15 protein-coding genes are annotated in these 16633 nt (G+C 69.5%); 9 read left to right on the top strand and 6 right to left on the bottom strand.

Annotated features, from left to right (window positions below; translation table 11 throughout):
• Positions 1-94: 94 nt before the first annotated feature.
• Positions 95-1018, bottom strand: a complete 924-nt coding sequence (gene prmB / locus I8J32_RS11370; RefSeq protein ID WP_245156513.1) for a 50S ribosomal protein L3 N(5)-glutamine methyltransferase — start codon at positions 1016-1018, stop codon at positions 95-97.
• Between the two features lie 125 nt (positions 1019-1143).
• Here prmB and I8J32_RS11365 point away from each other — a divergent pair, with 125 nt between their 5' ends.
• From I8J32_RS11365 to I8J32_RS11355, 3 genes are read left to right on the top strand one after another with little or no spacing between them, the layout of a single operon-like run.
• Entirely contained in the window at positions 1144-1785 is a 642-nt protein-coding gene (locus I8J32_RS11365) for an SCO family protein (protein WP_200612170.1), read from the top strand.
• A complete protein-coding gene (asd, locus tag I8J32_RS11360) occupies positions 1782-2654 on the top strand; it encodes an archaetidylserine decarboxylase (protein ID WP_200612168.1) in 873 nt (290 codons plus the stop codon). Before I8J32_RS11365 ends, asd begins: the two co-directional genes overlap by 4 nt.
• Before the next feature lie 12 nt (positions 2655-2666).
• The gene (locus I8J32_RS11355; RefSeq protein ID WP_200612166.1) at positions 2667-3065 is read left to right on the top strand and encodes a hypothetical protein; all 399 of its coding nucleotides are present in this window, start codon (positions 2667-2669) and stop codon (positions 3063-3065) included.
• 34 nt (positions 3066-3099) lie between these two features.
• On the opposite strand, the gene I8J32_RS11350 is transcribed toward I8J32_RS11355, so the two are convergent.
• Complete coding sequence (locus I8J32_RS11350) at positions 3100-5940, bottom strand: bifunctional diguanylate cyclase/phosphodiesterase (RefSeq protein WP_245156317.1); 2841 nt, start codon at positions 5938-5940, stop codon at positions 3100-3102.
• 197 nt (positions 5941-6137) lie between these two features.
• A complete protein-coding gene (locus tag I8J32_RS11345; RefSeq protein ID WP_200612163.1) occupies positions 6138-7691 on the bottom strand; it encodes a transglycosylase SLT domain-containing protein in 1554 nt (517 codons plus the stop codon).
• A 418-nt stretch (positions 7692-8109) separates the two neighbouring features.
• Here I8J32_RS11345 and I8J32_RS11340 point away from each other — a divergent pair, with 418 nt between their 5' ends.
• From I8J32_RS11340 to greB, 3 genes are all read left to right on the top strand, one after another.
• Complete coding sequence (locus I8J32_RS11340; protein WP_200612160.1) at positions 8110-9642, top strand: helicase HerA-like domain-containing protein; 1533 nt, start codon at positions 8110-8112, stop codon at positions 9640-9642.
• A gap of 85 nt (positions 9643-9727) precedes the next feature.
• Positions 9728-10174, top strand: coding sequence for a hypothetical protein (locus I8J32_RS11335; RefSeq protein WP_200612157.1), 447 nt, complete (start codon positions 9728-9730; stop codon positions 10172-10174).
• 145 nt (positions 10175-10319) lie between these two features.
• Positions 10320-10832, top strand: coding sequence for a transcription elongation factor GreB (gene greB, locus I8J32_RS11330; protein ID WP_200612154.1), 513 nt, complete (start codon positions 10320-10322; stop codon positions 10830-10832).
• A gap of 66 nt (positions 10833-10898) precedes the next feature.
• Here the strand turns inward: greB and I8J32_RS11325 are convergent, their stop codons facing one another.
• On the bottom strand, positions 10899-11465 hold the full coding sequence (locus tag I8J32_RS11325) for a cupin domain-containing protein (protein ID WP_200612151.1): 567 nt from the start codon (positions 11463-11465) through the stop codon (positions 10899-10901).
• Positions 11466-11718: 253 nt separating this feature from the next.
• On the opposite strand from I8J32_RS11325, the gene I8J32_RS11320 reads away from it, so the two are divergent.
• Positions 11719-12147, top strand: coding sequence for a hypothetical protein (locus I8J32_RS11320; protein ID WP_200612148.1), 429 nt, complete (start codon positions 11719-11721; stop codon positions 12145-12147).
• 138 nt (positions 12148-12285) lie between these two features.
• Here the strand turns inward: I8J32_RS11320 and I8J32_RS11315 are convergent, their stop codons facing one another.
• Together I8J32_RS11315 and rimO are read right to left on the bottom strand one after the other, a co-directional pair.
• Complete coding sequence (locus I8J32_RS11315; RefSeq protein ID WP_200612145.1) at positions 12286-12921, bottom strand: hypothetical protein; 636 nt, start codon at positions 12919-12921, stop codon at positions 12286-12288.
• A gap of 176 nt (positions 12922-13097) precedes the next feature.
• Positions 13098-14480: a 30S ribosomal protein S12 methylthiotransferase RimO gene (gene rimO / locus I8J32_RS11310; protein WP_200612142.1), complete on the bottom strand. Its 1383-nt coding sequence runs from the start codon at positions 14478-14480 to the stop codon at positions 13098-13100.
• Between the two features lie 862 nt (positions 14481-15342).
• Between rimO and I8J32_RS11305 the strand changes: the two genes are divergently transcribed.
• Complete coding sequence (locus I8J32_RS11305) at positions 15343-15612, top strand: hypothetical protein (RefSeq protein ID WP_200612139.1); 270 nt, start codon at positions 15343-15345, stop codon at positions 15610-15612.
• Between the two features lie 140 nt (positions 15613-15752).
• On the top strand, positions 15753-16439 hold the full coding sequence (locus tag I8J32_RS11300) for a hypothetical protein (protein ID WP_407061026.1): 687 nt from the start codon (positions 15753-15755) through the stop codon (positions 16437-16439).
• Positions 16440-16633: the final 194 nt, after the last annotated feature.

Raw genomic sequence — 16633 nt, 5'->3', positions numbered from 1 at the left:
ACCCGCCCCCGGATGGAGCGCCGGGACGCGGGACTCATGACGAGACGGCATGAAATCCAGCGTCGCGGGCGCCGGCGGCGTGCCGCGCCCGGGCTCAGCGGGCGTCGGCGAGCGCCTTGATCTTCTCGTGATGCTCGACCAGGTCGCTGCGCTCGACGACGAAGATCCCCATCTGCCCCACCTTGAACTCCACCCAGGCCATCGGCAGTTCGGGCAGCAGCGCCACCAGCGCCTGCTCGGCCTCGCCCACTTCGCAGATCAGCAGGCCCTGCGCGCTCAGGTGGGCCGGGGCATCGCGCAGGATCTTCAGGGCCAGGTCCAGGCCGTCGTCGCCCGCGCGCAGGCCCAGCTCGGGCTCGTGCGAATACTCGCGCGGCAGCGCGTCGGTCTCGGCGTGGGTGACGTAGGGCGGATTGGTCACGATCAGGTCGTACACCTCGCCCTGCAGGCCCTGGAACAGGTCGGACTTGCGCAGCGTGACATTGGTCGCCTGCAGGCGTTCCTTGTTCTCGGCCGCGAGCGCCAGGGCGTCGTCGTTGATGTCGGCGCCGTCCACCTGCCAGTTCGGGTGGTAATGCGCGGTGGCGATCGCGATGCAGCCCGAACCGGTGCACAGGTCCAGCGCACGCTCGACCTCGCGCCCGCCCAGCCAGGGCTCGAAGCCGGAGGTGATCAGTTCGGCGATCGGCGAGCGCGGCACCAGGGCGCGTGCATCGCTCTTGAAACTCAGGCCCGCGAACCAGGCCTCGCCGGTGAGGTACGCGGCGGGGATCCGCTCGTCGATGCGCCGCTGGAACAGCTCCAGCACCTTCGCCTGCTCGGCGCCGGTGACGCGCGAAGCCCCGTACACGGGGCTGAGGTCATGCGGCAGGTGCAGCGCGTGCAGCACCAGCTGGGTCGCCTCGTCGAGCGCGTTGTCGTAGCTGTGGCCGAAGGTCAGGCCGGCCTCGTTGAAGCGGCTGCCGCCATAGCGGATCAGGTCGATGATCGAGACCTGCTCGAAGACGGGCGTAGGCAAGGACACGGCAGGTTCCGGCGGAATCATGGGGGCGCCAATTATACGGGCGCGGACGCAGCCCGGCAGCCGGCGCGTGTCTTCCGGCGGGTATCATGTCGCCGCTTTCCGGAGAGGTCGAGTAGAGAATGAACCGCACCACCGTCTACGTCCTGGTCGCCGCGCTGGCCGCTGCGCTGGGTCTGTGGGCCGCCCAGGGTTTCTTCGCACGGCCGGCCACGCCGGGGCATCCGCCCCTGAAGGCCGCGCGCCTGTTCGATCCGCCGCGCGAACTGCCGGCCTTCACCCTGCGGCAATCCGACGGCACGCCGCTGGTGTCGGGCGAACTCAAGGGCCACTGGACCATCGTGTTCCTCGGCTTCACCAACTGCCCGGATGTCTGCCCGACCACGCTGACCCAGCTGCGCGTGGCCCAGAAGCAGTGGGCCCCGCTGCCGGAAGCCACCCGCCCTCGCGTGCTGTTCGTGTCCATCGACCCCGAACGCGACACCCCCGACCGCATCGGCGAATACACCCAGGCCTTCCATCGCGACACGCTCGCCGCGACCGCGGACGTTCCTGCGCTGGAAGCTTTCGTGCGCTCGCTCAGCCTGGTCTTCGCCAAGGTCCCGGCGCCGGAAGGCACGCCGGCCGACCAGTACACGATGGAGCACAGCGCCTCGATGGCCGTGCTCGATCCGCGCGGGCGCCTGGCCGGCTTCATCTCGCCTCCCTTCGAACCGGCCGATATTGCGGCGGACTTCCAGACCCTTACCGAGGCCCAGCCGTGAGTCCGATCACTGCACTGACCTACGTCCTGCCGCACCGGCTGGTCTCCTCCATCGCGCGCCGGCTGGCCTACTCGACGCGGCCGGCGATCAAGCAGTGGCTGATCGACACGGTCACGCGCAAGTTCAACGTCAACCTGGCCGAGGCCGCGCAACCCGACCCCACTGCGTATCCCACGTTCAATGCGTTCTTCACCCGCGCGCTCAAGCCCGGCGCGCGCGTGGCCGACGCCGATCCGCGCAGCGTGCTGATGCCGGCCGATGGCCGGATCAGCGAATGCGGCCACATCGGCCGTTCGCGCGAAGGCGTGCTGCACGAGGAAGCCGGCCACATCTTCCAGGCCAAGGGCCACGGCTTCACCACCGCGCAGCTGCTGGCCGACGATGCGGCCGCGCGCGCGTTCGACGGCGGCGTTTACGCCACCGTCTACCTCTCGCCCCGCGACTACCACCGTGTGCACATGCCCTGGTCGGGCACGCTGCGCGAAACCGTGCACGTGCCGGGCCGATTGTTCAGCGTGGGCACCGATGCGGTTGGCTCGGTGTCGGCGCTGTTCGCGCGCAACGAACGCCTGGTCTGCCACTTCGACTGCGATTTCGGCCCGATGGCCGTGGTGATGGTCGGCGCCCTGCTCGTCTCCGGAGTGGAGACCGTGTGGGGTGGCGTGGAGATCCCGCCCTACGGCGGTCCCATCGTCGTCAAGGACTACCGCGGCCAGGGCATCGCCCTGGAGCGCTTCGCGGAGATGGCGCGCTTCAACTACGGCTCCACGGCAATCGTCCTGCTGCCGGCGGGCGTGGCCGACCTGGTGCCGGAACTGCGCGCCCAGGCGCCCGTGCAGCTGGGCCAGGCGCTGGCCCGACTGAACTGACGCGGGGGCCGGATGTTCCAGGAGATCCACGACAGCCTGCTGGTGGCCTACTCGGTGGATTCCGAGCACCAGGCCCTGATGTTCTCCCTGCTGCCCCACCACGGCTGTGCACGCGAGCCGTTCGCGCTCGTGTTCACCGGCGTGGCGGCGCACAGTTTTCCCGAGCCGCTGCTGCCGGCCATCCTGCTGGACATCCAGGCCGTCCCGGCCGCGGACCTGCTCCGGGAGCACTGGCCCTTGCTGGAGCGCGGGAGCCGCAGCAACGGCTGGCCCGGCCCCTGGGCGGGGTCGCTGCTGGAGGCGGTGTCCTTCGCCGCGGCGCAGGAACTGCGCGGATTCGAGGTGAGCTCCAGCTACGGGTTGAACGGCTGGCTGCTGGCGAAGGACGTGCGGATGGCGCCGGCCCCCTGAGCCCGCGGGGAGCACCGGCCCCGCGCGTGCCGGTTCAACCCTGCCGCGCCCCGCGCGATGCCCGGCGTCGCGCACGCAACGCGACCAGGGGATCGGCCGCGACACCGTGAACACCCGCGCGGCCCTGCGCCGCGCCGTCCTGCACCGCCACACGCTGGAACGCCACGGCCTCCGGCACGTGCAATGCGTAGCCCTGCGCGAAATCGACGCCGAACCTGCGCAGCATCGCGGCGATCTCCGGCGTCGCCACCCATTCGGCGACGACCGTCAGGCCGCGCTGGTGCCCGATGTCGGTCACCGCGCGCACGATGGCCTGGCTCATCGGATCGGTGGTCAGGTCGCGGACGAAGCCGCCGTCGATCTTGATCATGTCCACCGGCAGGCTCTTGAGGTAGCCGAACGAGGACATGCCGGCGCCGAAGTCATCCAGCGCGATCCGGCACCCGGCCGCCCGCAGTCGCTGGATGAAGCGGGACACGCGCGCCACGTTGCGCACGGCCACGGTCTCGGTCACCTCGAAGCACACGCGCGACGGATCGACGCGGTGGCGCCGCATGCGCTCGATGATGTGGTCGGCGAGCGCGTCTTCCTCGAGGCTGTGCCCCGACAGGTTGATCGTCGCCAGCTGCAGGGCGGCGCCGGAGGGGTGGAGTTCGTCGAAATGCGACAGCGCGGTCTCGATCACCCAGCGGTCGATCATCGGCATCAGGCCGTAGCGCTCGGCGGCGGGAATGAACGCCCCCGGCGGGACCAGCGTGCCGTCCTGCTCGCGCAGGCGCACCAGCAGTTCCACGCGGGCCCCGTCGGCCTCGCCCGCCAGCGGCCAGACCTCCTGGTAGTGCAGCAGCAGGCGCTGCTCGGCGACGGCCGCGCGCAGGCGCGTGGCCCACTCCATTTCCGAGTGCCGGCGCGTGGTGTCGTCGTCGTGGGCGGAGAAGAACTGCACGCGGTTGCGGCCGTTCTCCTTGGCCTGGTAGCAGGCGGTGTCGGCGTGGGCGAACAGGTCCTTCAGCGTGACGGAAGGATCATCCAGCATCACCACGCCGATGCTGGCGCTGATGGCGTAGTTGCGGTTTTCCCAGACGAAGTCGTAGCCATCGATGCGCTCGCGCAGGCGGTCGGCCACCAGCTGCGCCCCGTGGCGATCCTTGACATGGGTGGCGAGGATGCCGAACTCGTCGCCGCCCAGGCGGGCGAGCACGTCGTCGCCGCGCAGCTGCTCGCGCATGATCCCGGCCAGTTCGGTCAGCAGGTGGTCGCCGGCGAGGTGGCCGGAGGTGTCGTTGATCAGCTTGAACTGGTCCAGGTCGATGTACAGCAGCGCGCCCGGCGCGCCGCCCTGGGCCAGCGCCGCGCGGGCCTGCTCCACGCGGCGCTCGAACTCGCGCCGGTTGTACAGCTCGGTCAGCGCGTCGTGGCTGGCCTGGTAGGTCAACAGCTCGGTCAGTTCACGCTGCTCGGAGATGTCGGCGGCCACCATCAACAGGTGCGCATGGTCGTCGACGATCACGCGCGAGATGGACACGCTTGCCCAGAACCGGCTGCCGCGGCTGGTATGCAGCCGCGCCTCGATGGTGCCGCAGCAGTCGTGGCCGGCCTCGATCCGCCCGCGCAGCGCCGGGTCGTCGAACAGATGCGGCAGCACCTGCATGCCGACCGCTTCACCCAGGCGCGTGCGCGCGGCCTGGTTCGCGTAGACGATGCGGTGGTCCTGCACGCGCGCCAGCAGGACCAGCGCCGGCAGCAGTTCGTTGAGCGCACGGAAGCGCTCCTCGCTGTCGCGGAAGCGCTGGCTCATCTGCTCGGCCAGGCGGCGGGCGCGCCGGCGCATGGTGATGCTCGAATGGACCAGCCCGGCCAGCAGCACCGAGGCCAGCAGCCCGGCCCAGAAGGGCGACTTCGACACCGGCTGGGCCGCCGCCAGGGGGCCGGCGGGCGACATCTCCATCCGCCACACGCGGTCGCCGAAGCGCAGTTCACGCCGGACGATTTCCGTCCGGGCGACCTTGCGCCCCGGGTGCGAGTCGAACAGGAAGATGCCTTCACGGCCGGACGCGGTTTCAATGGGCGCGGTTCCAATGGGCGCGGTTCCAATGGGCGCGGTTTTAGTGGGCGCGCCGCCAACAGGCGCGCTCCCGGAGATATCGGTGATCCGCGTATGCAGGGAATCGCGCGCGCCACCCTGCAGGGCGGCGTCGATCAGGTCACTCACCCGGAAGGAAACAGCCAGGGACCCCGCCAGTCGTGTCCGGCGCTCCGCCATCGTGCGCGGAATCGTCCCGCGCGAGTACACCGGCACGCGCATCGTGATGCCGTCGACCCGGGCGTCCGCATCGCGGAACTGCAGCAGGCGGAACGGCGAGGACAGCACGACCCGGTCGAAATCGCGCGAGCGCTCCACCGCGCGCAGGTTCGCCGGCTGCGAGCCCACGTCCAGACCGACGACACGTTCGTTGCCGGCCATCGGCGCCACCAGCGCGGTGACATACCGCGCCTGGCCGCCCGCCTCCGAGCGGGGCGCGTAGGCGATGGCCTGCAGGCTGGGGAACCGCACGCGAGGCTGCAGGCGCTCGTAGACACGCTCGAAGCTGCCGTGATCGACGACGGGCAGGGTCGCGAACACCGCCTGGAATGAACGGATCAGCGTCTCGCAATCCTGCAACTGCGCCCGCATCGCCAGCAGGCTCGCGTCGGCATGCGATTTCAGCTCGGCCTGGCGCCGGGCCTGCAGCTGGTCGGCATCGGCCGCCGCCCACCACAGCGACACCATCACGCCCAGGGCGAAGGCCAGCGCACTCCACCAGCGCGTGGACCAGGCGCGCGCCGTCAGCGAGGCCGCCGGCGCCGGGCTCGCCGCGGGGAGTGGACCCGGCAACGATTCCCAGACCAGCGATGGTGCCCCACCCGGTACGCCTTCCCTTTCCGCCACAGCTCCCCCGCCGGTGACCGCGGGCCGGCCGGACGGCCGCACCCAATTTTCGCGGGCCCGATGATCAGACCGGGCGCGATTCAGGGTTCAACGGCCGCCGGCACCACAACTTGAGCCGCACGCGTCCGGCCAGGCTGCATCCTTCATTTGTCGCAGCCCACCAACTCCAGGCGCTGGCCGGTGCGCAGCGTGTAGCGGGGGCCACGCAGCTGGTTGGCCCGGGCCAACCCGTTCGTGGAACAGCCGAAGCGGCGCGCGATCGAATGCAGGGTCTCGCCCTTCTGCACCCGGTACTCGCGCGGCTTGGCCGCCGCCGGCTTGCCCGTGGCCAGGGCGGCGGCCGGCGTAGCGCCTGCCGCCTCGCCGGGCACCACCCCACCCGCCTGCCCGGTGGTCACCGGCGTCAGCGGCCCCAGCCGGACGATCGCCGAGCGCGCATCGCTGCTGGCCAGAGTCCTGGCCAGCTCGGCGCGGGGACCCGACACGCACCAGCGGTTGTACAGGCCGACGATCTTCGCCGTGGCATTGAGCGAGCTGCCCGCCGGGAGCCAGGTCTCGGCCTGGTGGCGCGGGTTGAGGTTGCGCAGCGCGCGCATGTAGCCCTCGCGCTCGCCGCGGTTGCCCAGGCAGATGGTCAGCTGGTAGATCGAACTGGGCTGGCTCAGGCGCAGCGTGGCGGGCTTGGCGTCGATCTTCGGGAAGCTCAGCCCGTATTCGCGCGGATGCAGGTACAGCCACGCGGCGGCGATCACCATCGGCACGTAGTCCTGCGTCTCCGGCGGGAACTGGTTGTAGACGTCGGCATCCCAGAAATTGCGCCCGCCGCTGCCGCGATAGACGCGCAACGCGCGTCCCTCGCCGCCGTTGTAGGCGGCCAGGGCCAGTTCGATGCTGCGGTTGAGCTCGCGCATGCGTTCGTTGAGATACGACGCACTGGCCTGGGCGGCCGAGCGCGGGTCGTAGCGCGTATCGAACCCGGTGCCGTCGTCGCCCAGTCCGAAGCGCAACCCGGTCTGGTACATGAACTGCATCGGGCCGGCGGCGCCCGCGCGCGAGGTCGCGTGGACCTTGCCGTTGGACTCCTTGGCCATGATGCCGAACAGCAGCGCCTCGGGCAGGTCGGCGCGTTCGTAGGCCGGCAACATCTGGTAGCGCATGTACTGGTAGTTCTCGTGGCTGCTGATCAGCGCGCCGCGCATGTCGGTCAGCCAGCGGCGGATGCCCGCCTGCACCGCCGGGTTGAACTGCACCATCTTGTCGAAGCGATGGTCTTCCTGGAGCAGGTGCGCGGCGCGGGCGGCCTCGGGGACCGACGCCGCGATGGGTCCGACGTGGTCATCGTCTCCTTCGGGTTCGTCGGCTACTTCGGCTTCCGCATCGGCGTTGAGCTTGAGCAGGCGCTTGTACGCCGCCAGCATGGTGGGGACCGAGCAGCCGCGCTGCTTCATGCACGCGGTCACGACGTCTTCCATGTCCTCCAGCGCGGTGTCGCTGCGCTTCTGGCCTTCCGGGTCGGCGTTGCCGATCAGGACGGCCGCCTCGCGGTAGTCGGCTTCGGCGGCCTGCATGCGCTGGTTGAGCGCATCGATGGCGGCCTGGTCGCGGCGCGAAGCCGCCTGCGCCTGGCCCGGGATGCCGGTCAGCAGCAGCGAACCGGCGACGAGAAGCAGGCAACCCCGTTGGATGATCGGCGTCATGGGCGGGCGCTCCGGTCGGCAGTGGACGAGGCCGGCGCATGCCGGGCAGGAAGGACGAGATGCGGGACGCGAAAACCGGTGCGGCGAACGAAACGATGGCTCGGCGCTATTGAGATCGACGCCACTGGGATGGACGCTAGTGAAATCGGCGCTACAGGGATCGGCATTACTGGGATCGGCCTTGGAAGAGCGGCATGAGCCGGAAAAAGAACTCGAAAACGAACGGGCGCCTCACCGGCAGGGTAGCCCCCGCGCGGGAAAACCGGCAACGGCCCCGCCGCAGACCCCGTCATGGCGACGCCACGACAATGCCGGCGACAAAGTCGGCACGATGGATCATCGGAGTGCTGGGCGGGGTGAAAGTTCACCCCCTGCGCCGCTGCACTAGAATCGCCCGACCTTTCCTGCGGATGGCCCCATGACGGAACACGCGATCATCGTCGGCAAAGCCGTCACCACGCCCGATGCCCTCCCCGACAGCCACGGCCACGTCCTGCTGCAGGCGCGGCTGGGCAACCGGCACGGGCTCGTGGCGGGCGCCACCGGCACCGGCAAGACCGTCACGCTGATGACCCTGGCCGAAGGTTTCTCGCGCCTGGGCGTGCCGGTGTTCCTGGCCGACGTGAAGGGCGATGTCGCCGGGCTCGCCATCGCCGGCACCGGCAGCGAACGGCTCAACGAACGCCTGGCGCAGATCGGCCTGCCCGACTACGCCCACGACGCCAACCCGGTCGTGTTCTGGGACCTGTTCGGCAAGAACGGCCACCCGGTGCGCACCACCGTCAGCGAGATCGGCCCGACGCTGCTGTCGCGCATCCTCGAGCTCAACGACACCCAGAGCGGCGTGCTGGACATCGTGTTCAAGCTCGCCGACGACCGCGGCCTGCTGCTGCTCGACCTGGCCGACCTGCGCGCCCTGCTCGGCGTGGTCGCCGATGAGCGCAAGGACATCTCCACGTCCTATGGCCTGGTCAGCGCACCGTCCATCGGCGCGATCCAGCGCGCGCTGCTGCGCCTGGAGCAGGACGGCGGCGAGATGTTCTTCGGCGAGCCCGCGCTCGAGCTCGCCGACCTGATGCGCACGACCCCCGACGGCCGCGGCGTGATCAACATCCTGGCCGCGGAGCAGCTGATCCTCAAGCCGCGCCTGTACGCCTCGTTCCTGCTGTGGCTGTTGTCGGAGCTGTTCGAGCAGATGCCGGAAGTGGGTGACCTGGACCGGCCGAAGCTCGTGTTCGTCTTCGACGAGGCCCACCTGCTGTTCGACGACGCCCCGCCGGCGCTGCAGCAGCGCGTCGAGCAGGTCGTCCGGATCATCCGGTCCAAGGGCGTGGGCGTGTACTTCTGCTCGCAGTTCCCCGACGACGTGCCCGACGACATCCTGGGGCAGCTCGGCAACCGGGTGCAGCATGCGCTGCGCGCCTTCACGCCGCGCGACCAGAAGGCGGTGCGCACGGCCGCCGAGACGTTCGTGGCCAATCCCCACCTAGACGTGGCCGAGGCCATCTCGCAGCTGGCCACCGGCGAAGCGCTGGTGTCCATGCTGCAGGACAAGGGCATTCCGATGCCGGTGGAGCGCACGCTGATCGCCCCGCCGCGCAGCCGCATGGGCGCGATCACGGCCCAGGAGCGCGCCCAGGTGCGCGCCGGCAGCCCGGTCGGCGCGAAGTACGACCAGCCTGTCGACCGCGAGTCGGCCGCCGAGATGCTCGCCCGCAAGGGCGAGGCCGCCGCCCAGGACGCCAAGGCGCCGCCGGCGCGCACCCGCGAGGAAGACGACGCCGAGGAAGGCGGCTTCGGACAAGGCGTGAAGGACGTCGTGTTCGGCACCCGCCGCCGCCAGGGCGTGGTCGAGACCATGGCCAAGCAGACCGCACGCACGGTGGGCAGCCAGATCGGCCGCCAGATCGTCCGTGGCCTGCTCGGCGGCCTGTTCGGGCGCCGCCGCTGACAATTGCTGCACTGCAGGTTGACGCGGGCGCCGCCATCCACTCGAATCCGGCGCTCTTTTGTTCCATTCCCCCGGGAGTCCCTCGATGAACCGCTCTTTGCTGATGCTCGCCCTGCTAGCCGCCGTTGCCGTCACCGCCTGCAAGCCGCAGGCGCCCGCCGAACCGGCGCCCACCACCGACGCGCAGACCACCGTCGAGGCGCCCGCGCCGGTCGCCGTCGAGTCCGCGCCCGCCAAATCGGCCGCCGACGTACCCTTCGACGTGAAGGGCTTTGCCGGCACCTTCGGCAACGGCGCCGACAAGATCACGCTCAACGCCGACGGCACCTACAAGCTCGCCGGCAGCGCGCAGGGCGACGGCACGTGGACGGCCGAGGAGAACGGCTCGCGCATCCGCCTGGATCCCAACAGCAAGACCGACGAGGACCGCCTCTACACGGTCGTCTCGAACGAGCAGATCGATCGCGTCGACGCCACCGGCAAGGCCGTCGAGCCGGCGCAGTCGTTCAAGCGCGAAGCCGCGGCCTACTGAGCCGCACCGGCTTTTTGCCGATCCGGGGGGCGGCCCGCACAATGGGCCGCCCCTTCTTTTTTTCCCGGACGTACGGTGCGCCCGGGACGGCGCATCCGCCCCCTGCGCCTGGCGTTCGGGGTTCCGACCTGCATGAGGACCTGCGATGGGCCGCTGGCGACCCCCCGCCGAGAAGAGCACCGCGCTGATCACGGCCGAAGGCCACGCGCGACTGAAGGCCGAACTCGACGACCTGTGGCGCGTGCGCCGGCCGGAAGTGGTCCGCGCGCTGGCGGCCGCGGCGGCCGAAGGCGACCGGTCGGAGAACGCCGAGTACACCTACCGCAAGAAGCAGCTGGGCGAGATCGACCGCCGCGTGCGCTACCTGTCGAAACGGCTGGAAGTGCTGCGCGTCGTCGTCGAGCCCCCGACCGACCGGGACGCGGTCTTCTTCGGCGCCATCGTCGAGGTCGAGAACGAGGTCGACGGCGAGGTTCACCGCTACCGCATCGTCGGCCCGGACGAGACCGACGCGCAGCGCGGACACATCAGCATCGATTCGCCGCTCGCGCGGGCGATGCTGAAAAAACGCCTGGACGACGAGTTCGAAGCGCTCCTGCCGGGCGGGGCGCAGCGCTTCGTGATCGTGGACGTGGCCTATCCCGCCAGCGATGCCTGAATACCCCACGGGCGCGATGACGCGCCCGTGGCATCGATCGGACTGGCGGACTTCGGCCCGGCCGGGCTAGTCGTCCCGTTTCCCGGGTTCGTCATCGATGGCCGGCAACGGATCCATCGGCGGCACGTCCGGCGGCACCTTGTCCATCGGCGGCGGCATGGCCGGCTTGTCCAGCGGCGGAAGCTCGTCCATCGGCGGCGCTTCGTTCATCGTGCGCGGCACGTCCGTCATCGAGGGCCGTCCGGCCATCGGCGCGCCCTTCATGTCGCGGAACTCGACGACGATGCCCTTGAGCGTCTTGCTGCCCACGTTCTCGGCGTGGTGTGTCACCGGATCCATCCACACCGTGTCGCCGGCCTTGAAGTCGTGGTCTTCAGCCTTGCCGGTGGCGTCGTCGGTGATGCGCAGCTTGCCCGGCTGGATCACGTAGACCACGTGCGCCGGATGCGAGTGGGACGCCATCTTCGCGCCCGGTGCGAAGGTCACCTCGCACACGCGCGTGTGTTCGTTCTCCATCGTGCATTTGTAGATGCCCGAACCGACCGCGGCCGGATCCTGGGCCGCCACGCCGGCGCACGCCAGCAGCAGCGCGCAAGCCAGAGGCGCGCGCGCGCAGGAATCAATTGTCTTCATGGGATATCTCCGAGGTGGAACTCCGAGGTGGAATTCCGAGTTGGAACTGCCTGTGGACCAGGCTCCCCCATTCTTACGCCGCCCACGTCGCCACGGGGCAGGATGAACAGGCCCATCACCCGACCGGGCGATGGGGCGGACTGTCCTGTTCATCGGGGCGGCGGCGTTGAACAGGCTGCGCAACCTTCGCAGCACGACCATGGCGATCGTCGCCGCGCAGGCCACTGCGCCCCCATCCCCCAAGGAGTCCGCCATGTCCCGCACCTTCCGCCTCGCGGCCACTTTCGGCGCGCCACTGCTGCTCGCGTTCGCCGCGCTGGCGCCCACCCCTGCCCGTGCCCAGGACAGCGGCACGGTGCTCGTCGCGATCTACCGCATCGCGCCCGGCAAGCACCTGGATTTCCTGCGCTGGCAGGCGGCCCGCGACGCCGCCGCGGCCGAGGCCGGCGTCGGCGCGACGCAGTGGTACGCGCACGTGGACGGCGACAGCTGGGACTTCGTGAGCATCGCGCCGGTCACCACGCAGGCGCAGGACGAAAAGGTCCAGGGCATCCTCGCCGGCAAGCACCTGACCACCGGCTACAAGGCTTCGCTGGAGTTCCGTTCCTTCATCAGCTCGCACACCGACACCTACGCGCGCGGGCCCACGACGGCCGCGGCGCTGGTCGATGCCGGGAAGTAAGGGGCGATGGAGTAAGGGGCGATCAGTAGCGGGCGATGAAGTAACCAAGCGATCGTCCCGCCGTGCACGGCGCCGGAGCCCAGGCCTCCGGCGCCACGATTGGCACGCCGCGAACAAGCCGCCGGAAGGAAGGCCGCCCTACTCCGCCATCTGCGCGGCGATCTCGTTGTCGATCAGCTCGTCGGGATTGGGCGTGGCGTCCATGAAGACCTTCTCGACCTTCTGCACCGTGCGCTGCGGGGTCGAGAACCGGTAGGCGCCGTCGTCGGCCGCGCCTTCGGCCAGGCGGCTGCTCTGCACCAGGTGGGCGCCATTGAGCAGGTTCCAGCTGAGCTCGATGCCGCCGTGGCTGTTGGTGCGGCTGTAGCGCTCGGCATCGATGCCGATCAGCCGCATCCGGTCTTCCGCGGGATCGAAGCGGAACCGATAGGTGGCGGCGGTTGCGGTGGTGCCGCCGACGAGGTCCTCGACGATCAGCACGCCCTTGCGGGCCGAGAGCGTCCCGGGCCCGAGCGGCGTGACTTCCAGCGTCATCGAATCGATGGGCTCGAGGTCTTCCACGGCCTCCTGGCCCGGCGCGGCCTCGACCCGGAAACGAGCGAGCACCCGCAGCACGCGCGTCTCGTCGTTGCCGGCGATGAAGGCCAGGTCGGGCCGGCCGTCGCCGGTCAGGTCCGTGGCCAGCTCGGCTTCCACGCGCATGCCGTCGGGAACGAACCGGGCGGCGTCCTTCGAAGCTGCCTGGCTCTGCGCCGCCGCGCTTGCGAGAAGCACGCCGAGGAAAAGACCCGAAGTCGCATGCCGCATGCCGCCCCCTGCCGTTGGATGTCGGGGGCGATTCTAGCCGGCCTTCACCCGCCGGCATTCCCGGGCGGCCTCGGGGTGTCCCCGTCGCGGAGGGACACGGCCGTGCATGCGCCAACCGCGCCGCGCCTGCGCGGCGGCGCCGCTCAATCCTCGAACGCCACCTCGCCGAACAGGTCGTGCTCGTCGCTGCCCATGATCTCGACGTCGACGAAATCGCCCGGCTTCAGGCCGGCCTCGAAGCCGTTCTGGATCTGCACCAGGCCGTCGATTTCCGGCGCGTCCGCGGACGAGCGCGCCAGCGCCAGCTCGCCGTCGAGCGTGTCGACCAGGCAGCGCTGGACGGTGCCGACCTTCGCTTCCAGGCGCGCCGCGGAAATCTCCGCCTGCCGTTCCATGAAGCGCGCCAGGCGTTCCTGCTTGACCTCGTCCGGCACCGCGTCCGGAAGGGCATTGGCGGTCGCGCCTTCCACCGGCGAGTAGGCGAACGCGCCGACGCGATCGAGCTGCGCCTCGTCCAGGAAGTCGAGCAGTTCCTCGAACTCGGCTTCGGTCTCGCCGGGGAAACCGACGATGAAGGTGGAGCGCAGGGTGAGGTCCGGGCAGGCCTGGCGCCAGCGATGGATCCGCTCGAGCGTCTTGTCGACCGCGCCCGGACGCTTCATCAGCTTCAGGATGCGCGGGCTGGCATGCTGGAACGGGATGTCCAGGTACGGCAGCAGCTTGCCGTCGGCCATCAGCGGGATGATTTCGTCCACGTGCGGGTACGGGTACACGTAGTGCAGGCGCGTCCACAGGCCCAGCTCGGACAGGCCCTCGCACAGCGACTTCATGCGGGTCTGCCAGGACTTGCCGCGCCATTCGTGCGCGGCGTACTTCACGTCGACGCCGTAGGCGGAGGTGTCCTGCGAGATCACCAGCAGTTCCTTGACGCCGCCCATGGCCAGTTTTTCGGCCTCGCGCAGCACCTGGTCCACCGGACGCGACACCAGGTCGCCACGCATCGACGGGATGATGCAGAAGCTGCAACGGTGGTTGCAGCCCTCGGAGATCTTCAGGTACGCATAGTGACGCGGCGTGAGCTTGACGCCGATGTCGGTGTCGTTCGACGCGCGGCGCGGGACCAGGTCGATGAAGGGATCGTGCCGCGGCGGCAGGGCCTTGTGCACGGCCGACATCACGCTGGCGTAATCCTGCGGGCCGCTGATCGACAGCACGCCCGGATGCGCCTGGCGGATCACTTCCTCGCGCTTGCCCAGGCAGCCGGTCACGATCACCTTGCCGTTCTCGGCCATCGCCTCGCCGATCGCGTCCAGCGACTCGGCCACGGCCGAATCGATGAAACCGCAGGTGTTGACCACCACCACGTCGGCATCGTCGTAGGTCGGCACCAGCTCGTAACCCTCCACCTTGAGCTGGCTGAGGATGCGCTCGGAATCGACGAGCGCCTTGGGGCAGCCGAGGCTGACGAAACCGACCTTGGGATTGGCGGCCTTGGGACTGGCGTCATTTGGACTGGTAACCGACATCAGGGCATTTTCTACAGCGGAAACAATCAATTATAGCGGTCCGCGCCACCCGGGCGGGCCGCCTGGCAGGCAGCGGTCGGCCAGGCGTCACGTAGCGGCCTGCCCTGCCCCGGGGACTGCGCCGCCATCAGCCGATGGATGGACCTGAATACGCCCCACGGGCACGTGCGGGCCTGTCTCCGGCATCAACGAGCACATCCGCGGCGTGACCGGGCGCTTTGTTCCGGCGGGTTCGTGGCGCTCGCCCGCCTTCTACGCCCCGGTGGATAGCACACCGCAGGACACCCGGCGCGGTGAAGTTGCGACCCATGGCCGGCAGGCAGGCAGGCGGCGCCTGGAGGGTTCGTCGACCTGCTCCAGGTCCGCCTTCCCAGGCAGATGGGACACCGCGGCGATGGACGCCCACCGCCGCGCCCGGGTTCACAGGCGGTGCTGGACCGCCGTGCCGCACAACTGGACAAGCTGATTGCCGTTGGCGTCATGGACCGACACCACGACCCAATCGAAGGCCGGGACTTGCGCGCGGTGAGTGATGAAAGACCAAGTCGACCGGCTCGATGCATTGCGCATTGGCGGGTCGGCATGGCTTTGCCTGCTGAAGACTTGGGAAGTCTCAAGATCAGTCGGTGCAAACGGCTCGCTCGGCACGCTCTACTGTTCACCTTTGGTCGGGTGACTAGTGTTGTGACCGCCGATCAGATGCTGCGGTTTTCACTGGAAAGCGATGGATTCAAGCTGCAACTCCACCGGTCGCCACGCCTTCACAATCCATGTACCTATGCCTGCTTAACCTGAATTCGGGTCATGACTCCGGCAAAACGGCCCCCCATGTTCGGAAACCCCAGACGAAGGAGGATTGGAAATGTCACTTACCAAGCAACCTCTGGTGATGGCGCGTACGCTCGGCGTGGCGATCATCGCCACCCTGGGACTTGCCAGCTGCGCCACCTATGACGAGGAGTTCGCGACGATCAACTCGCGCCTCGATCAACTCGACGCAAAGGTGCAGGGCGCAGCGCAGAGCGCCGAATCGGCCAATCAGTCCGCGCAGCAGGCCAACCAGCGACTGGATCAGATGGAAAGCCGCGTCCAGCAGCTCGAAGCGGCACCGCGCCGCAAGCCGCGCGGTTAGTCGTTCGCGACGAACGGCCTGAACCGAGGCCCGGTGACCTTTGCTGGTCACCGGTCTCCTTGTCTTGATCCAGCTTTTGTTCCAAGGAACCGCCCATTCGTACGTGCAGACACCCCGCGATCCGGGCCGTAAATGGTGCGCTGGCGCTTGCGCTGGCGTTCGCGAGCTTTGGCGTGGCCAGCGCCGAGGACACCGCCGAGCAACCGGTCGCGGCCGTCGACCTGCTACCGCAAGGCCAGGAAGTATCCGGCACGGTGATTGAGCTCGCGGGCTGGGTTGTCGCGGCCAGGGACAGCGAAGGCTTCCCGTTCGCGGTCATCGACAAGGCCGCCGCACAGATCCTCGTGTTCGACGGTGACGGCCGGCTTCGCGGCGCGGCACCCGGGCTGTTTGGCTCGGCGATCGGCGACCATTCGGCCCCCGGCATCGCCGGTCTCGCGCTTCGCGAGATTCCGGGCCGGGATCGCACGACGCCCGCGGGTCGCTTCGTGGGCGGTTTCGGTCCATCTGTCGACGCCGGGCGCGTGTTGTGGGTGGACTACGACTCCGCCGTCTCCATGCACCCCACGGCCACGGGCGTTCCTGCCGAGAGACGCGCCGAACGCCTTGCAACGCCCACGCCGGACGACAACCGCATCACTCACGGCTGCATCAACGTCGCGCCCGAGTTCTACGAGGGGATCATCCGTCCGACGTTCGAGCGCGGCGGGGTTTTCTACATCCTGCCGGATGCGGCGCCGATAGCGGAAACCTTCCCGGATTTCGCGGAAAGCCGCGCGGCTACGCAACGCAACGGTGGCGGAGGAGCGCGGCCCGCCCGCCAATAAAGGCGCGTCGCCGGGTGCTTGGGGTGTGCGACGCAGCGCAGCCAATGACGCTGCCTGTGGCGTGCCGTGGCCGCAGCCGGCACCAGCCCATTTTTCACCGCGGAAGCAATCAGCCATGGCGGGCCAGGCCCACCCCGGCGGGCGGCTTGCAGGCAGGGGCCGGCTAGGCGTTAAGTAGCGGTCTGCCCTGCCCC

Origin of the sequence: Lysobacter solisilvae (assembly GCF_016613535.2) — a bacterium.
Taxonomy (GTDB): domain Bacteria; phylum Pseudomonadota; class Gammaproteobacteria; order Xanthomonadales; family Xanthomonadaceae; genus Agrilutibacter; species Agrilutibacter solisilvae.
The sequence above is the reverse complement of the archived record's forward strand: the minus strand, read 5'-3'. Positions and strand labels throughout refer to the sequence as shown.

Bases quoted from the DNA above. Each gene is read 5' to 3' on its own strand.
- I8J32_RS11320 (WP_200612148.1), top strand. From the start codon at position 11,719: ATGTCCCGCACCTTCCGCCTCGCGGCCACTTTCGGCGCGCCACTGCTG.
- I8J32_RS11335 (WP_200612157.1), top strand. From the start codon at position 9,728: ATGAACCGCTCTTTGCTGATGCTCGCCCTGCTAGCCGCCGTTGCCGTC.
- I8J32_RS11325 (WP_200612151.1), bottom strand. From the start codon at position 11,465: ATGAAGACAATTGATTCCTGCGCGCGCGCGCCTCTGGCTTGCGCGCTG.
- greB (WP_200612154.1), top strand. From the start codon at position 10,320: ATGGGCCGCTGGCGACCCCCCGCCGAGAAGAGCACCGCGCTGATCACG.
- I8J32_RS11345 (WP_200612163.1), bottom strand. From the start codon at position 7,691: ATGACGCCGATCATCCAACGGGGTTGCCTGCTTCTCGTCGCCGGTTCG.
- I8J32_RS11355 (WP_200612166.1), top strand. From the start codon at position 2,667: ATGTTCCAGGAGATCCACGACAGCCTGCTGGTGGCCTACTCGGTGGAT.
- I8J32_RS11305 (WP_200612139.1), top strand. From the start codon at position 15,343: ATGTCACTTACCAAGCAACCTCTGGTGATGGCGCGTACGCTCGGCGTG.
- I8J32_RS11340 (WP_200612160.1), top strand. From the start codon at position 8,110: ATGACGGAACACGCGATCATCGTCGGCAAAGCCGTCACCACGCCCGAT.
- I8J32_RS11365 (WP_200612170.1), top strand. From the start codon at position 1,144: ATGAACCGCACCACCGTCTACGTCCTGGTCGCCGCGCTGGCCGCTGCG.
- rimO (WP_200612142.1), bottom strand. From the start codon at position 14,480: ATGTCGGTTACCAGTCCAAATGACGCCAGTCCCAAGGCCGCCAATCCC.